This window comes from Aquincola tertiaricarbonis (assembly GCF_023573145.1).
In the GTDB taxonomy this organism is placed as follows: domain Bacteria; phylum Pseudomonadota; class Gammaproteobacteria; order Burkholderiales; family Burkholderiaceae_C; genus Aquincola; species Aquincola tertiaricarbonis_B.
Genome location: NZ_CP097635.1, coordinates 1043323 through 1062624 on the forward strand (window position 1 = coordinate 1043323; position 19302 = coordinate 1062624).

Here is a 19302-nt window from a genome sequence, read left to right on the forward strand (position 1 = left end):
TGGACGTGCGCTGCGCATCTAGGCGCGAGCGTGTGACTGGTCGCCAGCGCATCGCGAGTGCGATTCCGCGATTCGATGAAATTCCGAGGTTCCACCCAGGCACGGCCGCCCACCTTCAGCAGGCCATCCGGGGACCACGCGGCCCAGCCCCAATGCTTGCATCGCGCCGCAAAAGCCCTAGACTGCGACGACGCCACCCCACCCCAGCCAGCGGTCGACCGAGGCGCGGTGCCGACACCATGCGTGATTGCCCCACCGCCGCCCCCACGAGGTTCGAACTGCTCGCTCAAGAACTCGAGCAGCAGATCGCTGCCGGGGTACTGCGCGCGGGAGACCGCCTGCCCTCCGTGCGCCAGACCTGTGCCAGTCGGGGTGTGAGCCCCAGCACCGTGTTCCAGGCCTACTACCTACTCGAGTCCCGCGGCCTGGTCCGCGCAGCGCCACGCTCAGGCTACTTCGTCACCGCACGAGCCGACGGCGTGCTGCTCGCCGAGCCGCAGACCTCGTCTCCCGAATCCGGCTCGCAACCCGTCGAGGTCAATGACCTGATCTATGCGTGCCTCGGCGCCGCGCGGGCTCGCGACATCGTTCCCTTCGGCTCTGCATTCCCGAGTCCGATCTTGTTTCCTCTCGATCGACTGCGCCGCGCGCTGGTCTCGAGCACGCGGCGGCTCGAGCCCTGGAGCATGGTCGATGACCTGCCGCCGGGCAATCTGCGGCTCAAGCGCGAGATCGCCAAGCGCTACTTGCGCCAGGGCATGTCGGTGGCCACCGACGAGATCGTGCTGACCCACGGTGCGATGGAGGCGCTGAACCTGTGCCTCAACGCCGTGACACGGCCGGGTGATGCGGTGGTGGTGGAATCTCCGACCTTCTACATGGCGCTGCAGGCGCTGCAGCGCCTGGGCCTGCGCGCCATCGAGGTGCCGACCCATGTGCGCGAGGGCATCGATCTCGGGCGCCTGGCGCAGGTGATCGAGCTCTACCGCCCGCAGGCCTGCTGGCTGATGACGAGCTTCCAGAACCCGCTCGGCAGCCTGATGCCCGACGCGAAGAAGCGCGACCTCGTCGAACTGCTCGCTCGCCACGACGTGCCGCTGATCGAAGACGACGTCTACTCGGAGCTCTACGAGGGCCAGGCAGCGCCGCTGCCGGCCAAGGCCTACGACCGCCGCGGCCTGGTGCTGCACTGCTCGTCGTTCTCGAAGTGTCTGGCGCCAGGCTACCGCGTCGGCTGGGCTGCGCCCGGCCGGCTGGCGCGCGAGGTCGAACGGTTGAAGCTGATGACGAGCCTGTCGGGGTCGATCCCGGTACAGGCTGCGTTGGCGGAGTACCTGCAGGAAGGCGGCTACGACCGCCATCTGCGCAGCCTGCGCCAGTCGTTGCAGACGCAGCGCGACAGCCTGTTCCAGGCCGTGAACCGGCATTTTCCGGACGGGACCCGGGTAGTGCGGCCGGCCGGCGGGTACTTCGTGTGGGTCGAGCTGCCCGTCGGCGTCGACGCGATGGCGCTGCACCATGCCGCGCTGGGACAACGCATCAGCCTGGCGCCGGGGCCGATGTTCTCGGCACGCGCCGAGTTCCAGCACCACATCCGGCTGACCTGCGGCCAGCTCTGGGACGAGGCGCTCGAGCGCGCGATGCGCACGCTGGCGCGGCTGGTCGATGACGCAGCGCGCGCCGTCCCCGCTTCGCCAGCATCGATCTGATCCGATCGTCGGGGCCCGCAACTGCTCACACCGCCGGAGCAGGCCGCTCGGCAGACTGCCGGCATGTCGAGATCCACCTCGCCCTGCCCATGCCGCAACGCGATGCCGCGCTGACGATGCTCGAAGCCGGAGCCTTGTCTGCGGGCCCCGAACGCGCGCTGCGAGAGGTACTTGATCGGCTCGGTCCGTCCGTGTTCGCCGGCCTGCTCGACGCCGACGGCGTGCTGCGTTACGCCAACCAGGCGGCGCTGCAGGCCATCGGCGCCGCGCCGGAGGAGGTGCTCGGCCAGCGTTTCGAGACGACGCCCTGGTGGCAGGCCTGCGAGTTGTCGCAGCGGCGGCTGCAGCAGGCCTTGGCCAGAGCATCGCGCGGGGAGGCCTCGCGCTTCGACGTGCGTGTGGCCACGCGCCGCGGAACCACGCTGTCGATGGACTTCTCGCTGCTGCCGCTCTACGGGCCCGACGGACGCATCGCCTGGCTCATCCCTTCCGCGTGCGACGTGAGCGACCGCGAGCGCGCACAGCGCCAGTTGCGATTGACCCGCCATGCCGTCGAACAGGCCAACGACGCGCTATTCCAGGTCGGGCCCGACGGCGCCTTCCGCGATGCGAACGCAGCGGCATGCCGGCTGCTGGGGCTCACGCGGGAGCAACTGCTGCGGCTGCGTGTGCCGGACATCGACACGCAGGTCGACGACACGCAGTGGCCGCAGCGTTGGCGCGAGATGTGCGAACGCGGTTCGCTGCGCTTCGAGACCAGCCTTCGCCATCACCAGGGTCATGAGATTCCTGTCGACGTCTCTGTCAGCCTGGTGACCAGTGACGGGGAGACGTTCGCCCATGTCTGCGTTGACGACCTGCGCGACCGACGCGCCGCCGAACAGCGCATCCAGCGGCTCCTGCAGTTCGACGAGCTGACCGGATTGCCGAACCGCCAGCGGCTCTTCGAGCTCCTGGCCGCGACCTTGCAGACCGGCGCCGAAACCGCGGTGCTGGTGCTGGAGCTCGACCGTTTCAAGCGCATCAACGACGGCCTCGGCCTGCACATCGGCGACGCGGTGTTGCGCGAGGTGGCGCAACGCATCGCCACCCCCTTGCGCAGCACCGATCTCGTGGCGCGCCGCGGCGGCGACGAGTTCGTGGTCGTGATGCCCTCTCCATCAGGAGCGGCGATGGACGTCGCGCAGGCGCTGCTGGACACCGTCGCCCGGCCGATCACGATCGGGTCGCACGAGATCCACCTGACCTGCAGCGTCGGCATTGCGCGGTCACCCGCCGACGGCGACCGCGCCGAGACCCTGCTGCGCCACGCCAACGCAGCGTTGGAACAGGCCAAGCGGCTGGGCCGCAACCAGGTCAGCGTCTATACCCGGGCACCTCATGACGACGACCCCCAACGGCTGGCGCTGGAAACAGCGCTGCGCCAGGCGTCGCGCGACGAGCAACTCGAGCTGCACTACCAGCCGCAGGTCGACCTGGTGCAGGGCCGAATCGTCGGCGTCGAGGCCTTGCTGCGCTGGCAGCACCCGACGCTGGGGCACGTCGCCCCGGATCGCTTCATCCCGATCGCCGAGGAGACTGGCCTGATCGTCCCCATCGGCGATTGGGTGCTGCGCCGCGCCGTCGAGCAGGCAGCGGCCTGGCAGCGCGCCGGGCTGCCGCCGCTGCGCATGGCGGTCAACCTGTCGGCCCGCCAGCTGCTGCAGCAGGACCTGGCGCGACGCATCGAAGGCCTGCTCGCTGCGAGCGGCCTCGACCCGCGGCGCTTCGGCGTCGAGGTCACCGAGAGCATGCTGATCACCAACTTCGACCAGGCGGTGCAGCACCTGCGGGCGCTGCGCGCGCTCGGCGTCGAGGTCTCGCTCGACGACTTCGGCACCGGCTACTCGAGCCTGAGCTACCTGCGCCGGCTGCCGGTCGACGTGGTCAAGATCGACCGCTCGCTGGTGCCCGACGTCACTGCCCCGGCCGAAGACGTGTCGATTACGCGCGCCATCATCACGATGGCGCACCAGCTGCAGATGAAGGTGCTCGCCGAGGGCGTCGAGAGCGAAGGCCAGGCGGCACTGCTCGCCGCGAACCAGTGCGACCAGATGCAGGGCTGGTGGTTCAGTGCCGCACAGTCGGCGGCGGCGGTCGAGACGATGCTGCGCGAAGGCCGGCGCGTCGATCCGGCGCTGCTCGGCCGGCGGTCACGCGAGCGCACCCTGCTGCTGGTCGACGACGAGGAGAACATCGTCGCCGCGCTGCGCCGGCTGCTGCGCGCCGAAGGCTGGCGCCTGCTCAGCGCCACCAGCGCCGAGCAGGCGCTGGAGCTGATGGCACGGCACGAGGTCGACGTGATCCTGTCCGACCAGCGCATGCCGGGCCTGACCGGCGTCGAGTTGCTGCGCCGTGCCCGGCAGCTGTACCGGGAGACGATCCGGCTGGTGCTCTCGGGCTACACCGAGCTGCAATCGATCACCGACGCGATCAACGAGGGTGCGATCTACAAGTTCCTCGCCAAGCCGTGGGACGACGAGCAGTTGCGCTCGCACCTGCGCGAGGCCTTCGGATTGAAGGAGATGGCCGACCAGAACCGCCGCCTCGACCGGGAGGTGCAGGCTGCCAACCGGGAACTGGCCGAGCTGAACCGGCGGCTGCAGACGCTGCTGAGTGCGCAGCGCGAGCAGAACGAGCGCGAAGTCGGCAGTCGCGAGGCGGCGCAGGAGTTGCTGGATGCCGTGCCGGTACCCGTGTTCGGCATCGACGACCAAGGCCTGCTGGTCTTCGCCAACGCGCCGGCGCAGGCGCTGTTCGGACTGGATGGCAGCCTTCTGGGCGGGCCGGCGGACGAGCACCTGCCGCAGAGCCTGCGGCCGGCGCTGGACGGCGAGCCCCTGATGCAAATGCACGCGGGGCGCCGCTGGTGGGCGATGAGCCGGCCGTTGAGCGGCAGTGCACGCGGCCGCCTGTTGGTGCTGCTGCCGCAAGCGGGGGCCTCGAAGTGACCACCCCGGCGACTCCCGACAAGCCGCCGGTGGCGCTGGCGCACCTGTTCCGCCACAGCCTGCGCGATGGGCGGGTGCATCCGCTGCTGCACCTGGTGCAGCGCTATCGCCAGGAGGCGCCGCGATGAACGGTGCGATGAAGACGGCCCTGCGATCGATCTCCCGCGACGAACTGCTCGCCGCACTGCGTGACCTGCCCCCGCTGCCGTCGGTGGTGCTCGAACTGGTCGAGTCGCTCGGCCACGAGGAGCTCAGCGCCGGGCAGTACGCGGCCAAGATCTCGCGCGACCAGGCGCTGGCCGCCAAGACCCTGCGCCTGGCCAATTCGTCGTTCTACGGCCGTGGCCGGCAGGTCCACTCGGTCGCCGAGGCGATCTCGGTCCTCGGGCTGCGCACGGTGCGCGGCGTCGTCACGGCCGCGGGCATGGCTGGCAGCTTCCAGCGCCGTCCCGGCTTCGACCACCACGCCTTCTGGCGCCATTCGATCGGCAGCGCGCTGTGCGCGCAGGCCCTGGCCGGTGAGCTGGGGCGCGACGGCGCCGACCTGGCGTTCACGGTCGGGCTGCTGCACGACATCGGCCGGCTGGCGCTGGCCAGCGCGTTTGCACCCGCCTATGCCGAGGTCGAGCAGTGGCGGCGCGACCAGGACTGTCCCGATGGCGACGCCGAACGCGCCGTGCTCGGCATCGACCACGCCGAGGTCGGCGGGCTGATCGCGCGGCAGTGGAACTTCGCGCCGGCCATCGTCGACGCCATCCGCGAGCACCACGCACCGCCGGACGGCGCCGCGATCACGCTGACGGGCATCGCCCACGTGGCCGATGCCGTGGCCCACGCGCTCGGCCTGGCCGGCGACGCCGACGAGGCGGTGCCGACGCTGGTGCTGCCGGTCTGGGCCGCGTGCCGCCTGGACGACAAGGCCTGCCTGCGGATCTTCGCCCGCACCGAGGCGCAGTTCGAGACTGTCTGCGAAGCGCTGCTTCACTGAAGAACATGCCCCAAACCAAACCCGAGAGTGAACTCGTCTCGCTGCAGCGCGCCAACGAGGAACTGCGCGCGCTGAATCAAAGTCTGCGCAGCGCGCAGGACCAGTTGCTGCAGTCCGAACGGCTGGCGTCGATCGGGCAACTCGCGGCGGGCGTGGCCCACGAGATCAACAACCCGATCGGCTATGTGTTCTCGAACTTCGGCACGCTGGAGGCCTATCTCGAGCGCCTGTTCGAGATGCTCGATGCCTACGAGCAGGCCGAACCGGCGCTGACCGACAGCGCCATCGCGGACCGGCTCGCGGCCCTGCGCGAGCGCGTCGAGCTCGACTACCTGAAGCAGGACATCCCGATGCTGATGGGCGAGTCGAAGGAAGGCCTGTCGCGGGTGCGCAAGATCATCCAGGACCTGAAGGACTTCTCGCGCGTCGACACCCACCAGGAGTGGGTCTGGGCCTCGCTGCACCAGGGCATCGACTCGACGCTGAACATCGTCGCCAACGAGATCAAGTACCGGGCCGACGTGAAGCGCGAGTACGGCGCCTTGCCCGACATCGAGTGCCTACCGTCGGAGCTGAACCAGGTGTTCCTGAACCTGCTCGTCAATGCGGCCCACGCGATCGGCCCGCAGCGCGGCCTGATCGTCGTGCGCAGCGGCGACGCCGGGGACAAGGTGTGGGTCGAAGTCGAGGACGATGGTTGCGGGATCGCACCCGAACACCTGGCGCGCATCTTCGACCCCTTCTTCACCACCAAGCCGGTCGGACGCGGCACCGGCCTGGGCCTGTCGCTCGCGTACGGCATCGTGCAGAAGCACCATGGCCGCATCGAGGTGCGCAGCGAACCGGGCCGCGGCTCGTGTTTCCGCGTCACGCTGCCGGTGCGGCGCCCGGGCGCTGAAGGTGCCGCGACATGACAACCGCGCTCCCGGCCTGGACGCTGCTCGCCGTCGACGACGAGCCGAACATCCTCGCGGCACTGCGGCGGCTCTTTCGCGCCACGGGCTGGCGCATCCTGACGGCCGGGCACGCCGAAGAGGGGCTGGCGCTGCTTGCCACGGAATCGATTGACGCCGTGCTGTCGGACATGCGCATGCCCGGCATGGACGGCGTGCAGTTCCTCGAGCGCGTTAGCCAGGGCTGGCCGCGGACCGCGCGATTGCTGCTGACGGGCCAGGCAGATCTGGCCTCGACGATCGCTGCCATCAACCGTGGGGGGCTGCACCGGTACATCACCAAGCCCTGGAACGACGACGAGTTACTGCTGACAATGCGTCAGGTCGCGCAGAACCAGCAGCTCGAAGCCGACAATCTGGCGTTGGAGCGGCTCACGCAACAGCAGAACGACGAACTGAGGACACTGAACTCGAGTCTGGAGATCCGCGTCGCCTTGCGCACCGAGGAACTCGCTGCCGCCAACCACCGGCTGAAGCGCAACTACCTGACGTCGATCAGGGCCTTCACCGCGCTGATCGAGCTGCGCGGCAGCGCCCAGGTCGGGCACGCGCGCCAGGTGGCCGATCTGTCTCGGCGCATCGCCCAGGCAATGAGCCTGGATGCCGACACCGCGCACGACCTGCCGATTGCCGCGCTGCTGCACGACATCGGCCACATCGGCCTCAGCGACGCAGTGCTGGCGCGGCCGGTGAACCGGCTCGACCGCGACGAATTGCGACGCTACCGCCTGCACCCAGTGCTAGGGGAGCAGGCCTTGCTGGCCAGCGATGACATGCAGGGCGTCGCGCCGCTGATCCGCGCCCATCATGAGCGCTGGGACGGGCTGGGCTATCCCGATGGCCTGCGCGGCGCGGCGATCCCGCTCGGTGCCCGCATCCTGGCTGTGGCTGACGCCTTCGAGGACTTGCGCAGTGGCCGGATCGACGGTCAGGCCCTGAGCCCGCTGGATGCCCGCCACACGATTCTCGCCGCTCGCGGCAGCCAGTTCGACCCGACCGTCGTCGATGCCTTCGCGAGCCTGTTTTCGTCGGCACCACCCAAGGCGACCGTGGCGACGCTGCGCCTGCGTACCGCGGACCTGCGCGCCGGGCAGACGCTGGCACAGGACTTCGTGTCGCCCGAGGGCGTGCTGCTGCTGTCGGCCGGACAGCAGCTGAACGACGACCTGATCGGTCGCATCTGTGCGTTCGAGCGAAAACATGGCCTGGCGCTGACCTTGGCCGTGCAGGCGCCACCGGGGGCGCCGGAGGCTCGCTCGTGAAGCGGGTGTTGATCGTCGACGACGAGACGCCGATCCTGCACGCGCTGCGGCGTCTGCTGCAGCGGCACTTCAAGCCGCAGCAGCTCGGCGTGGAGGTTTGCGCAGATCCGCTGCACGCCCTGCAGCGCCTGCACGAGGTGCACGTCGACGTGCTGATCAGCGACTACCGCATGCCGCGGATGGATGGCGTGACGCTGCTCGCCCGCGCCAGGGAACTGGACCCACGCACGGTGCGCCTGATGCTCAGCGCGGCCTCCGACTTCGGTACCGTGCTGGCGGCGGTGAATCGGGCCGGGGTCTACTGCTACATCCCGAAGCCGTGGAGCGAACCGCAGTTGCTGGCCGACGTGCGCGCGGCGCTGGTGTTCGATCCCTGTGCCGTCCCGAGCGCCGACGAACTGGAACGGCGTCGGCTCGAGGCGATGGAGCCGGGCATCACGCAGGTCGAGTGGGGCCCGAACGGCGAAGTGCTGATGCCGGGCCACCTGCCGACGCGACCGGGCAGGCTTTGAGTCCACTGCGGTGCGGCCGCTGCAACGAATTGACGAGGTACTCGCTTGCCCAGGCGCACAATGAGCGTCCACTACCGGCAGGGCGGGCACCATGCCGTCACCTCGTCGAAGCCCGGGCCAGTTGCTCCAGGAAACGCGCGAGCATTGGCCACTGATGAACCACTACGAGCGCTTCGAGCACATGGTCGCGTTCGTCCTGAGCGTGATCATCGCGCTGGTGATTGCACTCGCCCTGCTGCAGTTGCTGACGCGTGTTGTGCCGCTGCTCGTGACGGGCTCGATAGATCCGCTGGATCACGAAGTCTTCCAAGGCCTGTTCGGGATGATCATGACCTTGCTGATCGCGCTCGAGTTCAAGCATTCGATCATTCGCGTGGCCCTGCGCCGCGAGAGCATCGTGCAGGTCAAGACCGTGGTGCTGATCGCATTGCTGGCCCTGTCGAGAAAGTTCATCGTTCTGAACAGCAAGGTCACGGAAGCGCAGACCATTGCCGCACTGGCGCTTGCCACGCTCGTGTTGGGCGTCGTCTACTGGCTTCTCCGCGAGCGCGACGATCGGCTGCCGTAAGACCGCTGCGCGGGTCCGGGAGCTGCGCTGGGAGTGAAGTGACTGGGCTCAGTGCTACCTCACAACACCTTCGGCGGCCCTGAGTGCCGGCCCGGACCGCGTCTGCGAGTTCGTCGCCACGCACACCCACCGTTGGGAGGCAGCCTTGTGGCGTCGAGACTTGCGGGTTGTAAGGCCGCTTTAGGTCGATTCCGGGCGACCGTCCCGGCGATCTGCCTGCCGAATACCGGTCGCTGACCGACGATCGGGCATAGGCACGATGCGGGTGGCGGCGTCAGTTCGCGCCGAACTCGCCGCCCAGGATCGCGATGATGTCTTGGCGCTCGCCCAGCAGTCGGACCACGTCCAGATGGCCCCCTCGCTCGAAGTAGCACCACAGCAGCGGAAACTTCCCCACCCGCCAGGTCCGCAGCCCCGGTATTCCGAGCAACTTCCCGAGCCTCGGCGAGCCGATGCCCGGTTCGAGTTCGATCTGGTCGAGCGCCTTGTTGGTGTCCCTGGCCACTTTCACCGCAAGGCGGGTGCCGCCCTCCTTGCGGTAGTGCCGCACCTCGCCCTGCTGATCGCGCAGCGCCAGCGGGCGCAGAACCGCCGGCTTCAATCGATCTCGCCGCGAGCGATCGCGAGCAGTGCCTTCTCGTCGGCCTTGGTGCGACGCCGACCGGGCCCGGATGCCAGCCCTTCTTCGATGAGATCGCGCAGCCGCTTCTTGGCCTGCTCTTCCTGGTCACGCCGGACCAGATCACGGATGTACTCACTGGTGTTGCCGTAGTTGCCTGCGGCGACCCGGTTGTCGATGTACTCGCGCATCGATTCGGGCAAGGCAAAGCTCATGGTTTGGCGGCTCATGCGCGAATCTTGGGCCGCTTGACAACGGTTGTCAACTCCGCCGGCCAACATCTTGACCGATCGAGGGATGCTGCCGCGGGCCTCGTCACGAAGCCGACCGAGCTGCCTGACCCGGCGCACGCTGGATCAGCGCCGCGGCGAACTTTTCGACGCCGAATCCATCGTGCCGCGGAAGGTGATGTGGGAGAAGTGCGCCGGCCCCATACGACACAGCCAGTCGACTTCGACGGCGATCCCGTCGCGCATGAGCCGCTCGACCACCTCATGCATCCGGTCGGTGATCCAGGCCAGCACGATGTTCGTCAGCAGGGCGTGCGAGCCGGAGATCGCCTTCATCTCGTCGCGTCCCCTACCTCGCTCCGGCGCCACCTTGCCGGAGTACACCGCGCGTTGAAGCTGATGCACCGACTCGCCGCGGTTCAGCAGGGTGTAGATCTCGCGCCAGAAGTCCTCGATGGCGATGTAGTCGCACAGGAACACGGTGCGCAGCAACCTGCCCAGGTGCTCCGCGGCCCGGTGCAGCGGTTCGCCCTGGGCGGCCGACCCGAAACGCTGCAACGCGAGCTTCGCGGTGACACGGCCCGATCGGATCGAAGCCGCCAGGCGCAACAACTCATCCCAGCCGCGCTCAATGGCGGCCATGGAGACGCGCCCGACGGTGACGGCCTCCAGGCCCTCGGGCACGTTGAAGCCTCGCGACAGGCAAAGCTTTCGCTCGGCCAGGTCCCGCAGTCTGGGGGCACAGATCGAAGCCCAGCAGCTTGGCGATGGACATCGCCGGGTCCTTATAGCCATGGGTGTCGACCGCCAGCAGCGAGATGCGGATCCGATCCACCGCGCTGTTGTGCTGCTCGATGCCTTCGACCGCGACGCCGGCCTGCCGCTCGTTGAGCACGATGGGCTGGTCGTAGACGATGCCCCTGCGGTCGCGTACGTGGGTGTAAACGCCAGCGGCATAGGTGCGCCGGCGCGGGTCGACGCAGGCATTCCACAAGTGGCGGGACGCGTCCAACGACATCATGTCGGCCGATGCCTTGTTGCCGTCACCCCAGAGGGCCGCGATCGGGATCCTGCTCTGGAACTCGGCCACGCGCTCATTGGCGCGACGCAGGCGTCCGCCGCCCTCCAACGCACGCATGGCCACCGTGAACTGCGCCGGCTCGAGCCCAGGGATCATCGAGGCGACGCCCTTGGCGTCCGCATCCGTGCCGTGAGCCAGTAGAGCACCGTACAAAGCCACGAGCTCGCCAGTGGACCCAGCAGCGCCTCGCTGTACCCGGTGACGGCATCCACCTCCAGCAGCAGGTCCGGAAACTGCACGCTCCCGATGAGCTTGTAGATGGTCTCGCGGGTGCGGACCGGCTCGGATTGATCGGCCAGCCTCGGCGCGCTCCAGCAGGAAGTCGAACAGGAATCCCAGCTCGGCGTCGGCCTCAGGCGCGAACCCTGCACTGAACGTCATTTGCGCAACTGCTTCACCCGTGCTTTGACTTTCGCCTCGATCTTGTACAGGAAAAGGTCCGACGGGATGGAAATCCCGGTGCGCTCGTACGCTGCCAAAGAGGCGTCGCAGCGCGCGGCGAAGTCCGTTTGCACGCGACGGAAATCAACGGCCCGACGCACCGATGCCTCGACAAGCTCGGTCAGTGTCTCACCGGACAGAAGCACCGAATCCAGATCAGCGCACAACGTCCGGCTCGGCACGGACGTCGGGCCTGGATGCCCACGGGGTGCGGCAGGCCTTCGACACCCGCGCACCGCGCCGCGGCGTCATCGTCTTCCTCGTGACAATGGCCGTGCTGCTGACGCTGCTGCGGACGAGCCAGATCATGCCCTTCTACACCCGCGGCGCGTTGCCCGAGATGATCGTCCAGGCGAAGGCGCCGACGGCTTTCGTCTACGTGCTCGACCTCGGTGTCGTGGTGCCGCTGTCGCTACTCGCCGCTTGGTGGTTGTGGCGCCACTGGCTCTGGGGTTTCATACTCGCCAGATTCGTGCTGGTGTAGGCGGCGACGATGGGCCTGGCGCTGCTGGAGATGGCCGCGCTCGCGCTGCGCGCGGGCCTGACGATGCCACACTGTCGGCGGCTTGGGTCACGCTCGCAGCAGCGGGGCTCAGCATGGCGTGGTGGTTCATCCGGCATTGCCGCGGTGTGGGAAGTGGCTCCTCAGGAAGTTGACGGCAATGGTCTGGATCAAGTGGTTGGTGATGGTGCTCGCCGTGCTGATCGTCGCGCTGGGCGCGTTCGGCGCCTCGCGCTGGGCGGCGAACACGCGCGAACTGACCGAGCGGCTCGAGGCGTCGCGGGCGCCGATCGGCCCCGCGCGTTACGACGCCGCACGCGAGCTCGAAGGCCTGCCCGCGCCGGTACAGCGCTTCTTTCTGGCCGTGTTGAAGGACGGCCAGCACATGGTGAGCGCGGTGACGATCGAGCACTGCGGCACCTTCAACCTCGCTGCCGAGGGGCCCGACCAGTGGGAGCCCTTCACCTCCTGGCAGCGCAGCACGATGCGCCGGCCCGGCTTCGTCTGGGACGGGCGCGCGAGCATGCTGCCCGGCGTGGCCGTGCACGTGCACGACGCCTACGTGGCCGGAGAAGGCATCCTGCACCCCGCCGTGATGGGCCTGGTCTCGCTCACTGAGCTGCGCGGCACAAGCCCCGAGCCCGACGGCGTGGCCGTGGGCGAGTTCATGCGCTGGTTCGCCGAAGGCGCGTGGTACCCGACCGCACTGCTGCCGAGTCAGGGCGTGCACTGGAGCGAGGTGGACCAGCATTCGGCGTTGGCCACGGCGAGCGACGGCGCGGTGAGTGTGACGCTGCTGTTCCGCTTCGATCCGCCAAGCGGCGTCATTGCCAGCGTGCGCGCCGAGGCGCGCGGCCGCACCGTGGGCCCGACCGTGGTGATGACGCCGTGGGAGGGCCGCTGGTCGAACTACGCCGAGGTTGACGGGCTGCGGGTGCCTATGAAGGGTGAGGTGGCGTGGATCACCCCACAGGGGCTGAGGGCCTATTGGCGAGGGTCAACTGTAGACATTCGGTACGAGCCAGCCAACTAACCCAAACTCACGCACGGTCGAGGGGGACTTTTCACTCACCGCTACGGATCGCTGACTGTCCGGTTCTTGGAACGGAGCCCTGCGGAAGGCGAGGGATCGGGCCTGGACGTCCGGCGCCACTCGGGTGCGGACCGCCTGGCCGCTGAGTGCGGCGAACTGCTCAACCGTGCTCAATTGCTTGCGTCCCCGCACAGTGGTCATTGGCTGGCAGGTGTCCAAGCACATGATCTGGTCAGCGCTTCAAGTGCTCGCGATTTACCATCACCAAATGACGTCCTGATAAGAACACTTCTCGAGACGTAAGCTGCGCTGAGGCGGTGGGAGCAACATCGCCAGCGCGACGGTCAGCTGGGCGTCTCATGCAACCGAGGCGGCCCCAGACCTTACCCATGCCGCAACCGTCTCGGCATGGACGCCAACGATGCGCGCTGCCTCCTCCGGAGGCAGCCCTTGGTGGTACTGCAGGTGGACTGCGCGGACGACTGCGGCTTCCGCTCCCAGTTGTCAACTCACGCGCACCAGCTCCTTGTCGCCGAGCGGCTCCAGTCCCTCGTCTCGAGAAAGGTAGACCTTCGCTTTCGCGTGCGTACGTGGCGCGCAATGAGGCTCGACCTCCAGCAGCGCACGTTGCTCCCCGCTCTCGGGCTCGGCTCCGTCAAGTCGCTCAGCTAACAGCCGGTCCGGCTTCGTCCCAAGCGGCGCCGCTTCATCATCAGTCCGTGTTCTCTGCATCCGCCTCTCATCCGTTAACGGTGGTCGTGGCGGCAATCACTGTACGTGCCTCACCCCGACTGTGCGCCGCGTCGACCCGACCTCGCCTCCATGCGACGCGCGTCGCGCTCCGCCGGCCTCTCGCCGCGCCTAGTTTGGAAAAAAGTCCCGGATGTCTGCCAGCCGCGCCGAGGGATCGGCCATAAGGAAGATGGCCACCGCCTGGCGGGTGTCCGCTCGAGGCACAACTGCCTCTGGCCCGGCTTCGGTACTGCACAGTGATGCGTCGTCAGCCAGCGACAGGTGCGTGCGGCACACAAAGGGCCGATACTCATAAATGTTGCAGCGCTGGTCGGCCCCAGGAACGGGCAAGGTGAGCCCATGTGCCGGCTTGTCAGTGCCTGGGCGCTGTCGAGCTCGTCGACCGCCTGCTGCAGTGTCGACACGTTGGCCGGCTCGGCCGGCTTGCGCCGAACCACGTGGCCAATCAGCTGGGCCTCGGTCGAAGTGATGGTCGCCGACAGGTGGCAGCAATGGCTGCATCCGGGCTGGCAGGCGGACACGGCGGCCAGGGGCTCGAAGTGCGCGGCGCCCCAGCGGTGCAACCACACGATGCGCTGGCGCTGCGTGCGCGCGTTCGCTGCGGCGCGCAACAGGCGTTCTGCTCCGACATCCGGTTGAACCGCCGCCAACTTGCTCTGCGCGGTGCGGACGGCGGCCGCCGTCCGCTCAGCACCATGGTCGCCCATGGGCTTGAAGGGCGCGCATTCTTTGGGCTCCGTTCCTGTCTGCATGCGGTCTCCCTTGCTTTCCATGTCGCCGTTGAATCTTGACTCGGAAGCGTGTGCGTTAGCCACCGGGTCTGCGGCCTCATCAGGCGGCGGCAGGCTTGCCACCGTCTGCGAACCTCCCACTGCACTACCCTCACTTTAGATGCGACCCCGCGGCGTACGCTCGGTTGCCGGGAGCCTCAGCGGCGGCGCGCCACTCCCCCGGTGGCGTTTTCGTCCGGCGCCGATCACTTCTGGCCCTTTCGCGACCGTCCGTCAGAAGCTGAGTTCCGCAGCTCGTTGCCCGTCCCGGCCAACCATGACGTTGACGCGGCGCTGATGAAAGGCGCTTCGTGGACCGGCGCCGCCCTACCCTGCTTGAACGGCTGCCATTGGCAGCAGGCGTCTTGCCACGGGCGGCGCCACGCTGCTATGTGATGATAACCCGTACTATCATCAATTAAGAATTGTCGCGGTCAGCTAAAGATGCGTCATTTGCTTTAATGCCTGGGCGAGATGCCGTGTCAACGGCGGTGCTCCGATGGGCGATCCCGCAGGCCCTTCTCAATGGAACGCTGCGGCGAGAGTCGAGGAACGGCGAAGCGAGGTCTCCCCTCCATAAAGTTGGCAAGATCACGTGCGAGGTTGCGATCTAGCGAATTTTTTGACCGGACAAGCACTTGCCCGATACGCGCCCAAGCTTGACGAGCTGAGAAGTGGGAAGGAGCAATGGCGATCGGGCGTCGAATTACCTCCCGCCGCAGCCGTTGCTGGTCCCGGGCCTGTCGCTGCCATAACGCCTCATCGCGGCCTTGCACGCCGCGCGTTGCAGCAGGTGTAGCCTCCGCCTCGATGCCCCAGCCGCGCAACCTTTCCGCGAAAGTCTCTCGCCAACGCTGGAGATCGGCCTTACGGGGGTTCAGCCGGTGCCCATGGTTTGACTCTGCCCGCACGCTGAGGTGCACGTGAGGATTCGCTTGGTGGTCGTGCAGCACCATGACGTACTTGTGATCTGCCAGCTCTAAGTGTGCGAACTCGCGGGTCGCGCGCTGCACAATAGACGGGTCGGTGCCACGCGGCATGGACAGCATGATGTTGTAGGCCTCGCGCCGCGTAGTGTGTTCCTCGATCGGGCTACCACCCCAGCGCCACTCGTCCACCAGCAGGTCGAGCTCTTCCCGACCCTGCACCACGTCACCGCGTTCATCCTCGATCGGCAGCCGGCCGTGTTTGCTGATGTAGTGGAAATGCGCCGTGATGGCGCACATACCTCGGCCGCCTCCGGTGACCTTGACCATCACCTGAGGGGCGCGGCGCTGCACCAGCGCGGCGATGCGCTCGCGCAGGGCAGCGGCCCGTTGAGCAGGCGAGCCGCGCAGGCGGGGCGCTGCGTTGGGCACCCGTCGATTGCCCGGATAGAACAGCCGCTCGCCCCAGTGCAGCAAGGCGGCATCGGTGGATAGCGTCATGGCGCGCTCCGAGCGACGCGGCGGCCGTGTGTCCGCTGCATCGGCGCATGCTCCACCGGCGGGCAGTTCATCGCCAGCGATGCTGCAGAAACGAGGAGCGCTCGCAATTCGCCGAGACCCTGCCTGAGGACCTCTGCTTCCGAAGACGTCGGATCGACGCGGCCCTGCAAGCTCAGTCGCTGCAGGCCTCTGCGTAACGCCGCCAGTTCAGCCGTCAGGGCTACCAATGCCCTGCGCTGAGCGTCGAGCTGCTCCGCAGTCGCATCGACAGCGCCGCCAGCGGCCACGCGTGCCAACCAGCGACCGGGCCGTTGGCCAGCAAGCTCAGCCGACGACAGCACCGCCCTCACCCCGTCAGGATGCATGCGTAAGCACAAGCGCTGCGACCTGAGCCGTACGGCGGGCTCTCTTGCCTGGGCGTCTACAGCGCCCTGCGTCCCCAGCGAAGCAATAAGCACCCGTCGTACGAACTGCGACGGCATGACGCCTTCGGCCTCGGCGCGCGCCATCAGCGCACCCTTCAAGCCCTGCAAATCGACCGTGATGCGGTCCCGAGGTGAGGTGTACATACGAGCCTCCTTCAGGACAAGCGCCAGCTTGTCCGACAAACGGCGCCACCGCGCCTATCCTGCACTAACCACTGTCTGCAGTTTGGCGAATTGGACAGCGATCCACAGCGCTGGATTGCGGCGCTTTTCAGCGTCGGATTGACGCAGAACTTGATCGAAGATCAATCAACCGAGCCGAGTCATCAACGGTTCGGTCGACACCGAGTCGATTGAATATTGGTTCGGTCATAGATGACTTGAACTGACCCGACTCGATCGTTACCGAGTCTTCGCCCACTTGAAGCTGACCATCGTCGGCTTCAGTCGATCTGTGCGGCGCTGATCGCATTGCGCAGCCTGTTGCTTCTTCAGGAGAGAGGTTGATGGACGTTCGTGACGACACACCACACCCCCGTTTACAGCCGCAAGGCCCTCCGGGCCGACGCAACCTGCGTGCGAGGGCGTATGCCGCTGAGATCTACCAGCTGCAGCAACAGGGCTACACCCTGACCGCCATTCACTCGGCGCTGTGCGCCATGGGCGTGCCCGTCAGCAAGAGCACGGTGCAGCGCGAGGCGGCCCTGTATTTCGCCCGTATCGCAGCGGCCACCCTGCAGCCAGCCACGCCTGCGACGCAGGCGGCAGCGCCGCTCACGGTTGCAGCGCACGTCGCACCCAAGCCCAGCGGCACGCTCCTCAGCGGCGACCAACGCAGCGGTAAAGAGATTGCCGAAGAGTTCATGCGGGGCCAGAGCGATAACGTGTTTCTGCGCGCAAAGGGAAAGCCATGAAAATCGCCGTCATCAATTTCTCGGGCAACGTGGGCAAGACCTTGGTGGCGCGGCACCTGCTGCGACCACGCCTGCCAGGCGCAGAGCTGGTCGCCGTGGAGTCGGTCAACGCCGGCACGACCGACGGGACCGCCCTGAAGGGCAACCAGTTCGGCCAGTTGCAGGAGTACCTGCAGACGCTTGAGCACGCGATCGTCGACATCGGCGCCAGCAACCTGGAAGACCTGCTAGCGCTCATGCACCGGTATCGCAACAGCCACGAGGACTTTGACTTCTTCTTGGTTCCCACGGTCCCCGCGCGAAAGCAGCAACAGGACACCTTGTCGACGCTGGCAGAACTGCATCGGTTGGGGGTCACGCCGGACCGCATCCGCGTGGTGTTCAACATGGTGGAGCCGGGCGCCGACGTGCAAGACGCGTTTGCCACGCTGTTTCGCTTCCTGGAGGAACTGCCAGTGGCGCAGGCGAATCCTGCATGCCGGATCGAGGTCAACGAAGTGTTTGAGCGTGTCAAAACGGCGGACGCCGAGTTGACCGCACTGGCCGACGACCCCACCGACTACAAGGCGCTGATCGCCCGCGCGACGGACATCAACGACAAAATGGCGCTGGCCAGCCGGCTGGCCACTCGGCGGCTTGCACAGGGCACGGTGCCCGAGTTGGACGCCTGTTTTGCCGCCCTCGGGCTCATGGATGATCAGCGCGCTCCGGAGCTCGTGCCATGAGCAGCCCGAACTCCGCACGAGAGGCGCTGATCGCCGAGACGGTGGGCGAGCTCCTCGGTGCGGTGGAGCTGGTGAGGCGACTCACATCCGAACTGGATGCCGGCGCTCAAGCGCTCGATGCCGCCAGCCAACGGCTGGACGCTGGCACTCATCGGCTCGAGGCGCGGGTAGACGCCCTGGCGCACGCGGCGCAGGTAGAAGTGATGCGGCGTGTGGCGTCGAACACAAAGCAGGTGTTCCGAGACGCACAGGCGGCGCTCATCGAGGCCATGGACATCTCAGCGCGCAAGATCTTTGACCGTGAACTGGGCAATGCCTCACAGCGGCTGGCGAAACAGCGCGACGCTTTGGCGCAGGGCGGCGTGCACGGGGTTCTGGGATGGGCGTTGGTGACGGCTGCGCTCGTTGCGGGTTGTGCGCTCGGTCTAGCCGTCACCTGAACTGTGCACAAACGTCCAAGGGGCAGAAATGACAGAGAGGGCATCGTGGACGCCCTCCCCCTCTTGGCTCACGCCTTGAGCTTGCGCATCTCCTCAGCCAGCAACCACAGCGCCCGGTTCAGGCTCACGTTGCGGTCGATGTTGTTGACCGGTCGGGTGTGCAGCCGCCGGCCCTTGGGGCCTCGGCCGAGCTGGCCGCCGCGGATGACGTTCTCCTGCACCCGCTGGAAGGTGTCCCACAGGCTGTGGCCCAGGTCCTGCGGCCGGCGTGCTTCGATCAGTTGCTCGGCGGTGACCGGGGCGGCGGTGCGCCCTCCAAAGTCCGGCACGATGTTCTCACCGAAGCGCAGCGCCAGGGCAGCTGTCGCAAAGGCACGTTCTTCCTGCGGCTGCAGGGGCAGTGCCTTCATCGCCTCGGTGTGCTCGCCGACCGCCTGGAAGCCCTCCAGCACCCGGAAGGCGCCTTCGATGACCCGGTCCTGCACCGGGCCCTTGTGCGGGATGCGCAGGTCTTCGACCACATCGCCGACGACCAGGCCGTTGGCGCAGACGTAGCGGAAGAGCCCCGCCAGCATCTGGTAGGCGCTGGCGCCGTCGTGGCTGTTGATGAGGATGATCTCCTGTGCTTCGTCCTGCTGGTTGGGCTCGCCATGGCGCAGGCGGATCAGGTGCTTGGTGTAGTCGGCCTTGCCGGCGATGCGGCTCATGCCTTGGGCGACCATCACCGGGCGGAAGTTCTCCTTCTGCAGGCCACGCAGGACGTCGATGGTCGGGATGTAGCTGTAACGCTCGGACCGGCTGGCGTGTTTGCCGGGGGCGAAGATGGAAGGCGCGACCTGGCGCATCTGGTCTTCGGCGAGGCCACTGTCCTGGCGCAGGACCCGGGTGCCGTAGGCGAACCGGGTGGCCAGGCTGGGGCGGGTGCCGACTTGGGGGTGGAAGGTGTTCATGGTGGTCTCC

21 protein-coding genes and 1 pseudogene are annotated in these 19302 nt (G+C 67.5%); 13 read left to right on the top strand and 9 right to left on the bottom strand.

From position 1 onward, the window contains the following. Positions 1-239: 239 nt before the first annotated feature. The 8 genes from MW290_RS04915 (at position 240) to MW290_RS04945 (ending at position 8982) form a co-directional block, all read left to right on the top strand. Entirely contained in the window at positions 240-1709 is a 1470-nt protein-coding gene (locus MW290_RS04915; protein WP_250196150.1) for an aminotransferase-like domain-containing protein, read from the top strand. Between the two features lie 89 nt (positions 1710-1798). Next, entirely contained in the window at positions 1799-4699 is a 2901-nt protein-coding gene (locus MW290_RS04920; protein WP_250196151.1) for an EAL domain-containing protein, read from the top strand. Continuing rightward, a complete protein-coding gene (locus MW290_RS33015) occupies positions 4696-4827 on the top strand; it encodes a hypothetical protein (protein WP_259373463.1) in 132 nt (43 codons plus the stop codon). Before MW290_RS04920 ends, MW290_RS33015 begins: the two co-directional genes overlap by 4 nt. Continuing rightward, entirely contained in the window at positions 4824-5687 is an 864-nt protein-coding gene (locus MW290_RS04925) for an HDOD domain-containing protein (RefSeq protein WP_250196152.1), read from the top strand. The genes MW290_RS33015 and MW290_RS04925 overlap by 4 nt, the downstream gene beginning before the upstream one ends. 5 nt (positions 5688-5692) lie before the next feature. After that, positions 5693-6601, top strand: a complete 909-nt coding sequence (locus MW290_RS04930) for an ATP-binding protein (RefSeq protein WP_250196153.1) — start codon at positions 5693-5695, stop codon at positions 6599-6601. Further along, positions 6598-7902: a response regulator c-di-GMP phosphodiesterase, NosR family gene (gene nosR, locus MW290_RS04935; RefSeq protein ID WP_250196154.1), complete on the top strand. Its 1305-nt coding sequence runs from the start codon at positions 6598-6600 to the stop codon at positions 7900-7902. Before MW290_RS04930 ends, nosR begins: the two co-directional genes overlap by 4 nt. 8 nt (positions 7903-7910) lie before the next feature. After that, positions 7911-8414 carry a response regulator gene (locus MW290_RS04940; protein ID WP_250196155.1) on the top strand — a complete coding sequence of 168 codons (504 nt, stop codon included), beginning with the start codon at positions 7911-7913 and terminating at the stop codon, positions 8412-8414. 154 nt (positions 8415-8568) lie between these two features. Next, positions 8569-8982 (top strand): phosphate-starvation-inducible PsiE family protein, encoded by a 414-nt coding sequence (locus tag MW290_RS04945; protein WP_445659478.1) that lies wholly within the window; start codon positions 8569-8571, stop codon positions 8980-8982. A gap of 274 nt (positions 8983-9256) precedes the next feature. Here the strand turns inward: MW290_RS04945 and MW290_RS04950 are convergent, their stop codons facing one another. The 4 genes and pseudogenes from MW290_RS04950 to MW290_RS04965 form a co-directional block, all read right to left on the bottom strand. Continuing rightward, positions 9257-9583, bottom strand: a complete 327-nt coding sequence (locus MW290_RS04950; RefSeq protein WP_250196157.1) for a type II toxin-antitoxin system RelE/ParE family toxin — start codon at positions 9581-9583, stop codon at positions 9257-9259. Then, positions 9580-9831 (bottom strand): type II toxin-antitoxin system ParD family antitoxin, encoded by a 252-nt coding sequence (locus MW290_RS04955; protein WP_250196158.1) that lies wholly within the window; start codon positions 9829-9831, stop codon positions 9580-9582. Before MW290_RS04955 ends, MW290_RS04950 begins: the two co-directional genes overlap by 4 nt. 85 nt (positions 9832-9916) lie before the next feature. Next, positions 9917-11211 (bottom strand): annotated as a pseudogene (locus tag MW290_RS04960) (Tn3 family transposase); the annotation flags it as partial. A gap of 78 nt (positions 11212-11289) precedes the next feature. Next, on the bottom strand, positions 11290-11535 hold the full coding sequence (locus MW290_RS04965; protein ID WP_250196159.1) for a hypothetical protein: 246 nt from the start codon (positions 11533-11535) through the stop codon (positions 11290-11292). 26 nt (positions 11536-11561) lie between these two features. Between MW290_RS04965 and MW290_RS04970 the strand changes: the two genes are divergently transcribed. Both MW290_RS04970 and MW290_RS04975 read left to right on the top strand, forming a co-directional pair. After that, positions 11562-11837 carry a hypothetical protein gene (locus MW290_RS04970; RefSeq protein ID WP_250196160.1) on the top strand — a complete coding sequence of 92 codons (276 nt, stop codon included), beginning with the start codon at positions 11562-11564 and terminating at the stop codon, positions 11835-11837. Positions 11838-12015: 178 nt separating this feature from the next. Then, the gene (locus tag MW290_RS04975; RefSeq protein ID WP_250196161.1) at positions 12016-12888 is read left to right on the top strand and encodes a DUF6920 family protein; all 873 of its coding nucleotides are present in this window, start codon (positions 12016-12018) and stop codon (positions 12886-12888) included. Positions 12889-13245: 357 nt separating this feature from the next. Here MW290_RS04975 and MW290_RS33255 read toward each other — a convergent pair whose 3' ends face one another. The 4 genes from MW290_RS33255 to MW290_RS04990 form a co-directional block, all read right to left on the bottom strand. After that, positions 13246-13389 (bottom strand): terminase gpP N-terminus-related DNA-binding protein, encoded by a 144-nt coding sequence (locus MW290_RS33255; protein ID WP_375142828.1) that lies wholly within the window; start codon positions 13387-13389, stop codon positions 13246-13248. 281 nt (positions 13390-13670) lie between these two features. Next, positions 13671-14414, bottom strand: a complete 744-nt coding sequence (locus MW290_RS04980; protein ID WP_250196162.1) for a hypothetical protein — start codon at positions 14412-14414, stop codon at positions 13671-13673. 479 nt (positions 14415-14893) lie between these two features. Continuing rightward, the gene (locus MW290_RS04985; protein ID WP_250196163.1) at positions 14894-15838 is read right to left on the bottom strand and encodes a relaxase/mobilization nuclease domain-containing protein; all 945 of its coding nucleotides are present in this window, start codon (positions 15836-15838) and stop codon (positions 14894-14896) included. Then, positions 15835-16407 carry a hypothetical protein gene (locus tag MW290_RS04990; RefSeq protein WP_250196164.1) on the bottom strand — a complete coding sequence of 191 codons (573 nt, stop codon included), beginning with the start codon at positions 16405-16407 and terminating at the stop codon, positions 15835-15837. The genes MW290_RS04985 and MW290_RS04990 overlap by 4 nt, the downstream gene beginning before the upstream one ends. Before the next feature lie 362 nt (positions 16408-16769). Between MW290_RS04990 and MW290_RS04995 the strand changes: the two genes are divergently transcribed. The 3 genes from MW290_RS04995 to MW290_RS05005 are packed head-to-tail and all read left to right on the top strand — an operon-like array spanning position 16770 to position 18342. Beyond that, the gene (locus tag MW290_RS04995) at positions 16770-17177 is read left to right on the top strand and encodes a hypothetical protein (RefSeq protein ID WP_250196165.1); all 408 of its coding nucleotides are present in this window, start codon (positions 16770-16772) and stop codon (positions 17175-17177) included. Further along, complete coding sequence (gene stbB / locus MW290_RS05000; protein WP_250196166.1) at positions 17174-17902, top strand: StbB family protein; 729 nt, start codon at positions 17174-17176, stop codon at positions 17900-17902. The genes MW290_RS04995 and stbB overlap by 4 nt, the downstream gene beginning before the upstream one ends. Continuing rightward, positions 17899-18342 carry a hypothetical protein gene (locus MW290_RS05005; protein ID WP_250196167.1) on the top strand — a complete coding sequence of 148 codons (444 nt, stop codon included), beginning with the start codon at positions 17899-17901 and terminating at the stop codon, positions 18340-18342. The genes stbB and MW290_RS05005 overlap by 4 nt, the downstream gene beginning before the upstream one ends. Before the next feature lie 68 nt (positions 18343-18410). Here MW290_RS05005 and MW290_RS05010 read toward each other — a convergent pair whose 3' ends face one another. Continuing rightward, on the bottom strand, positions 18411-19292 hold the full coding sequence (locus tag MW290_RS05010) for a DUF932 domain-containing protein (protein ID WP_250196168.1): 882 nt from the start codon (positions 19290-19292) through the stop codon (positions 18411-18413). Positions 19293-19302 lie beyond the last annotated feature (10 nt).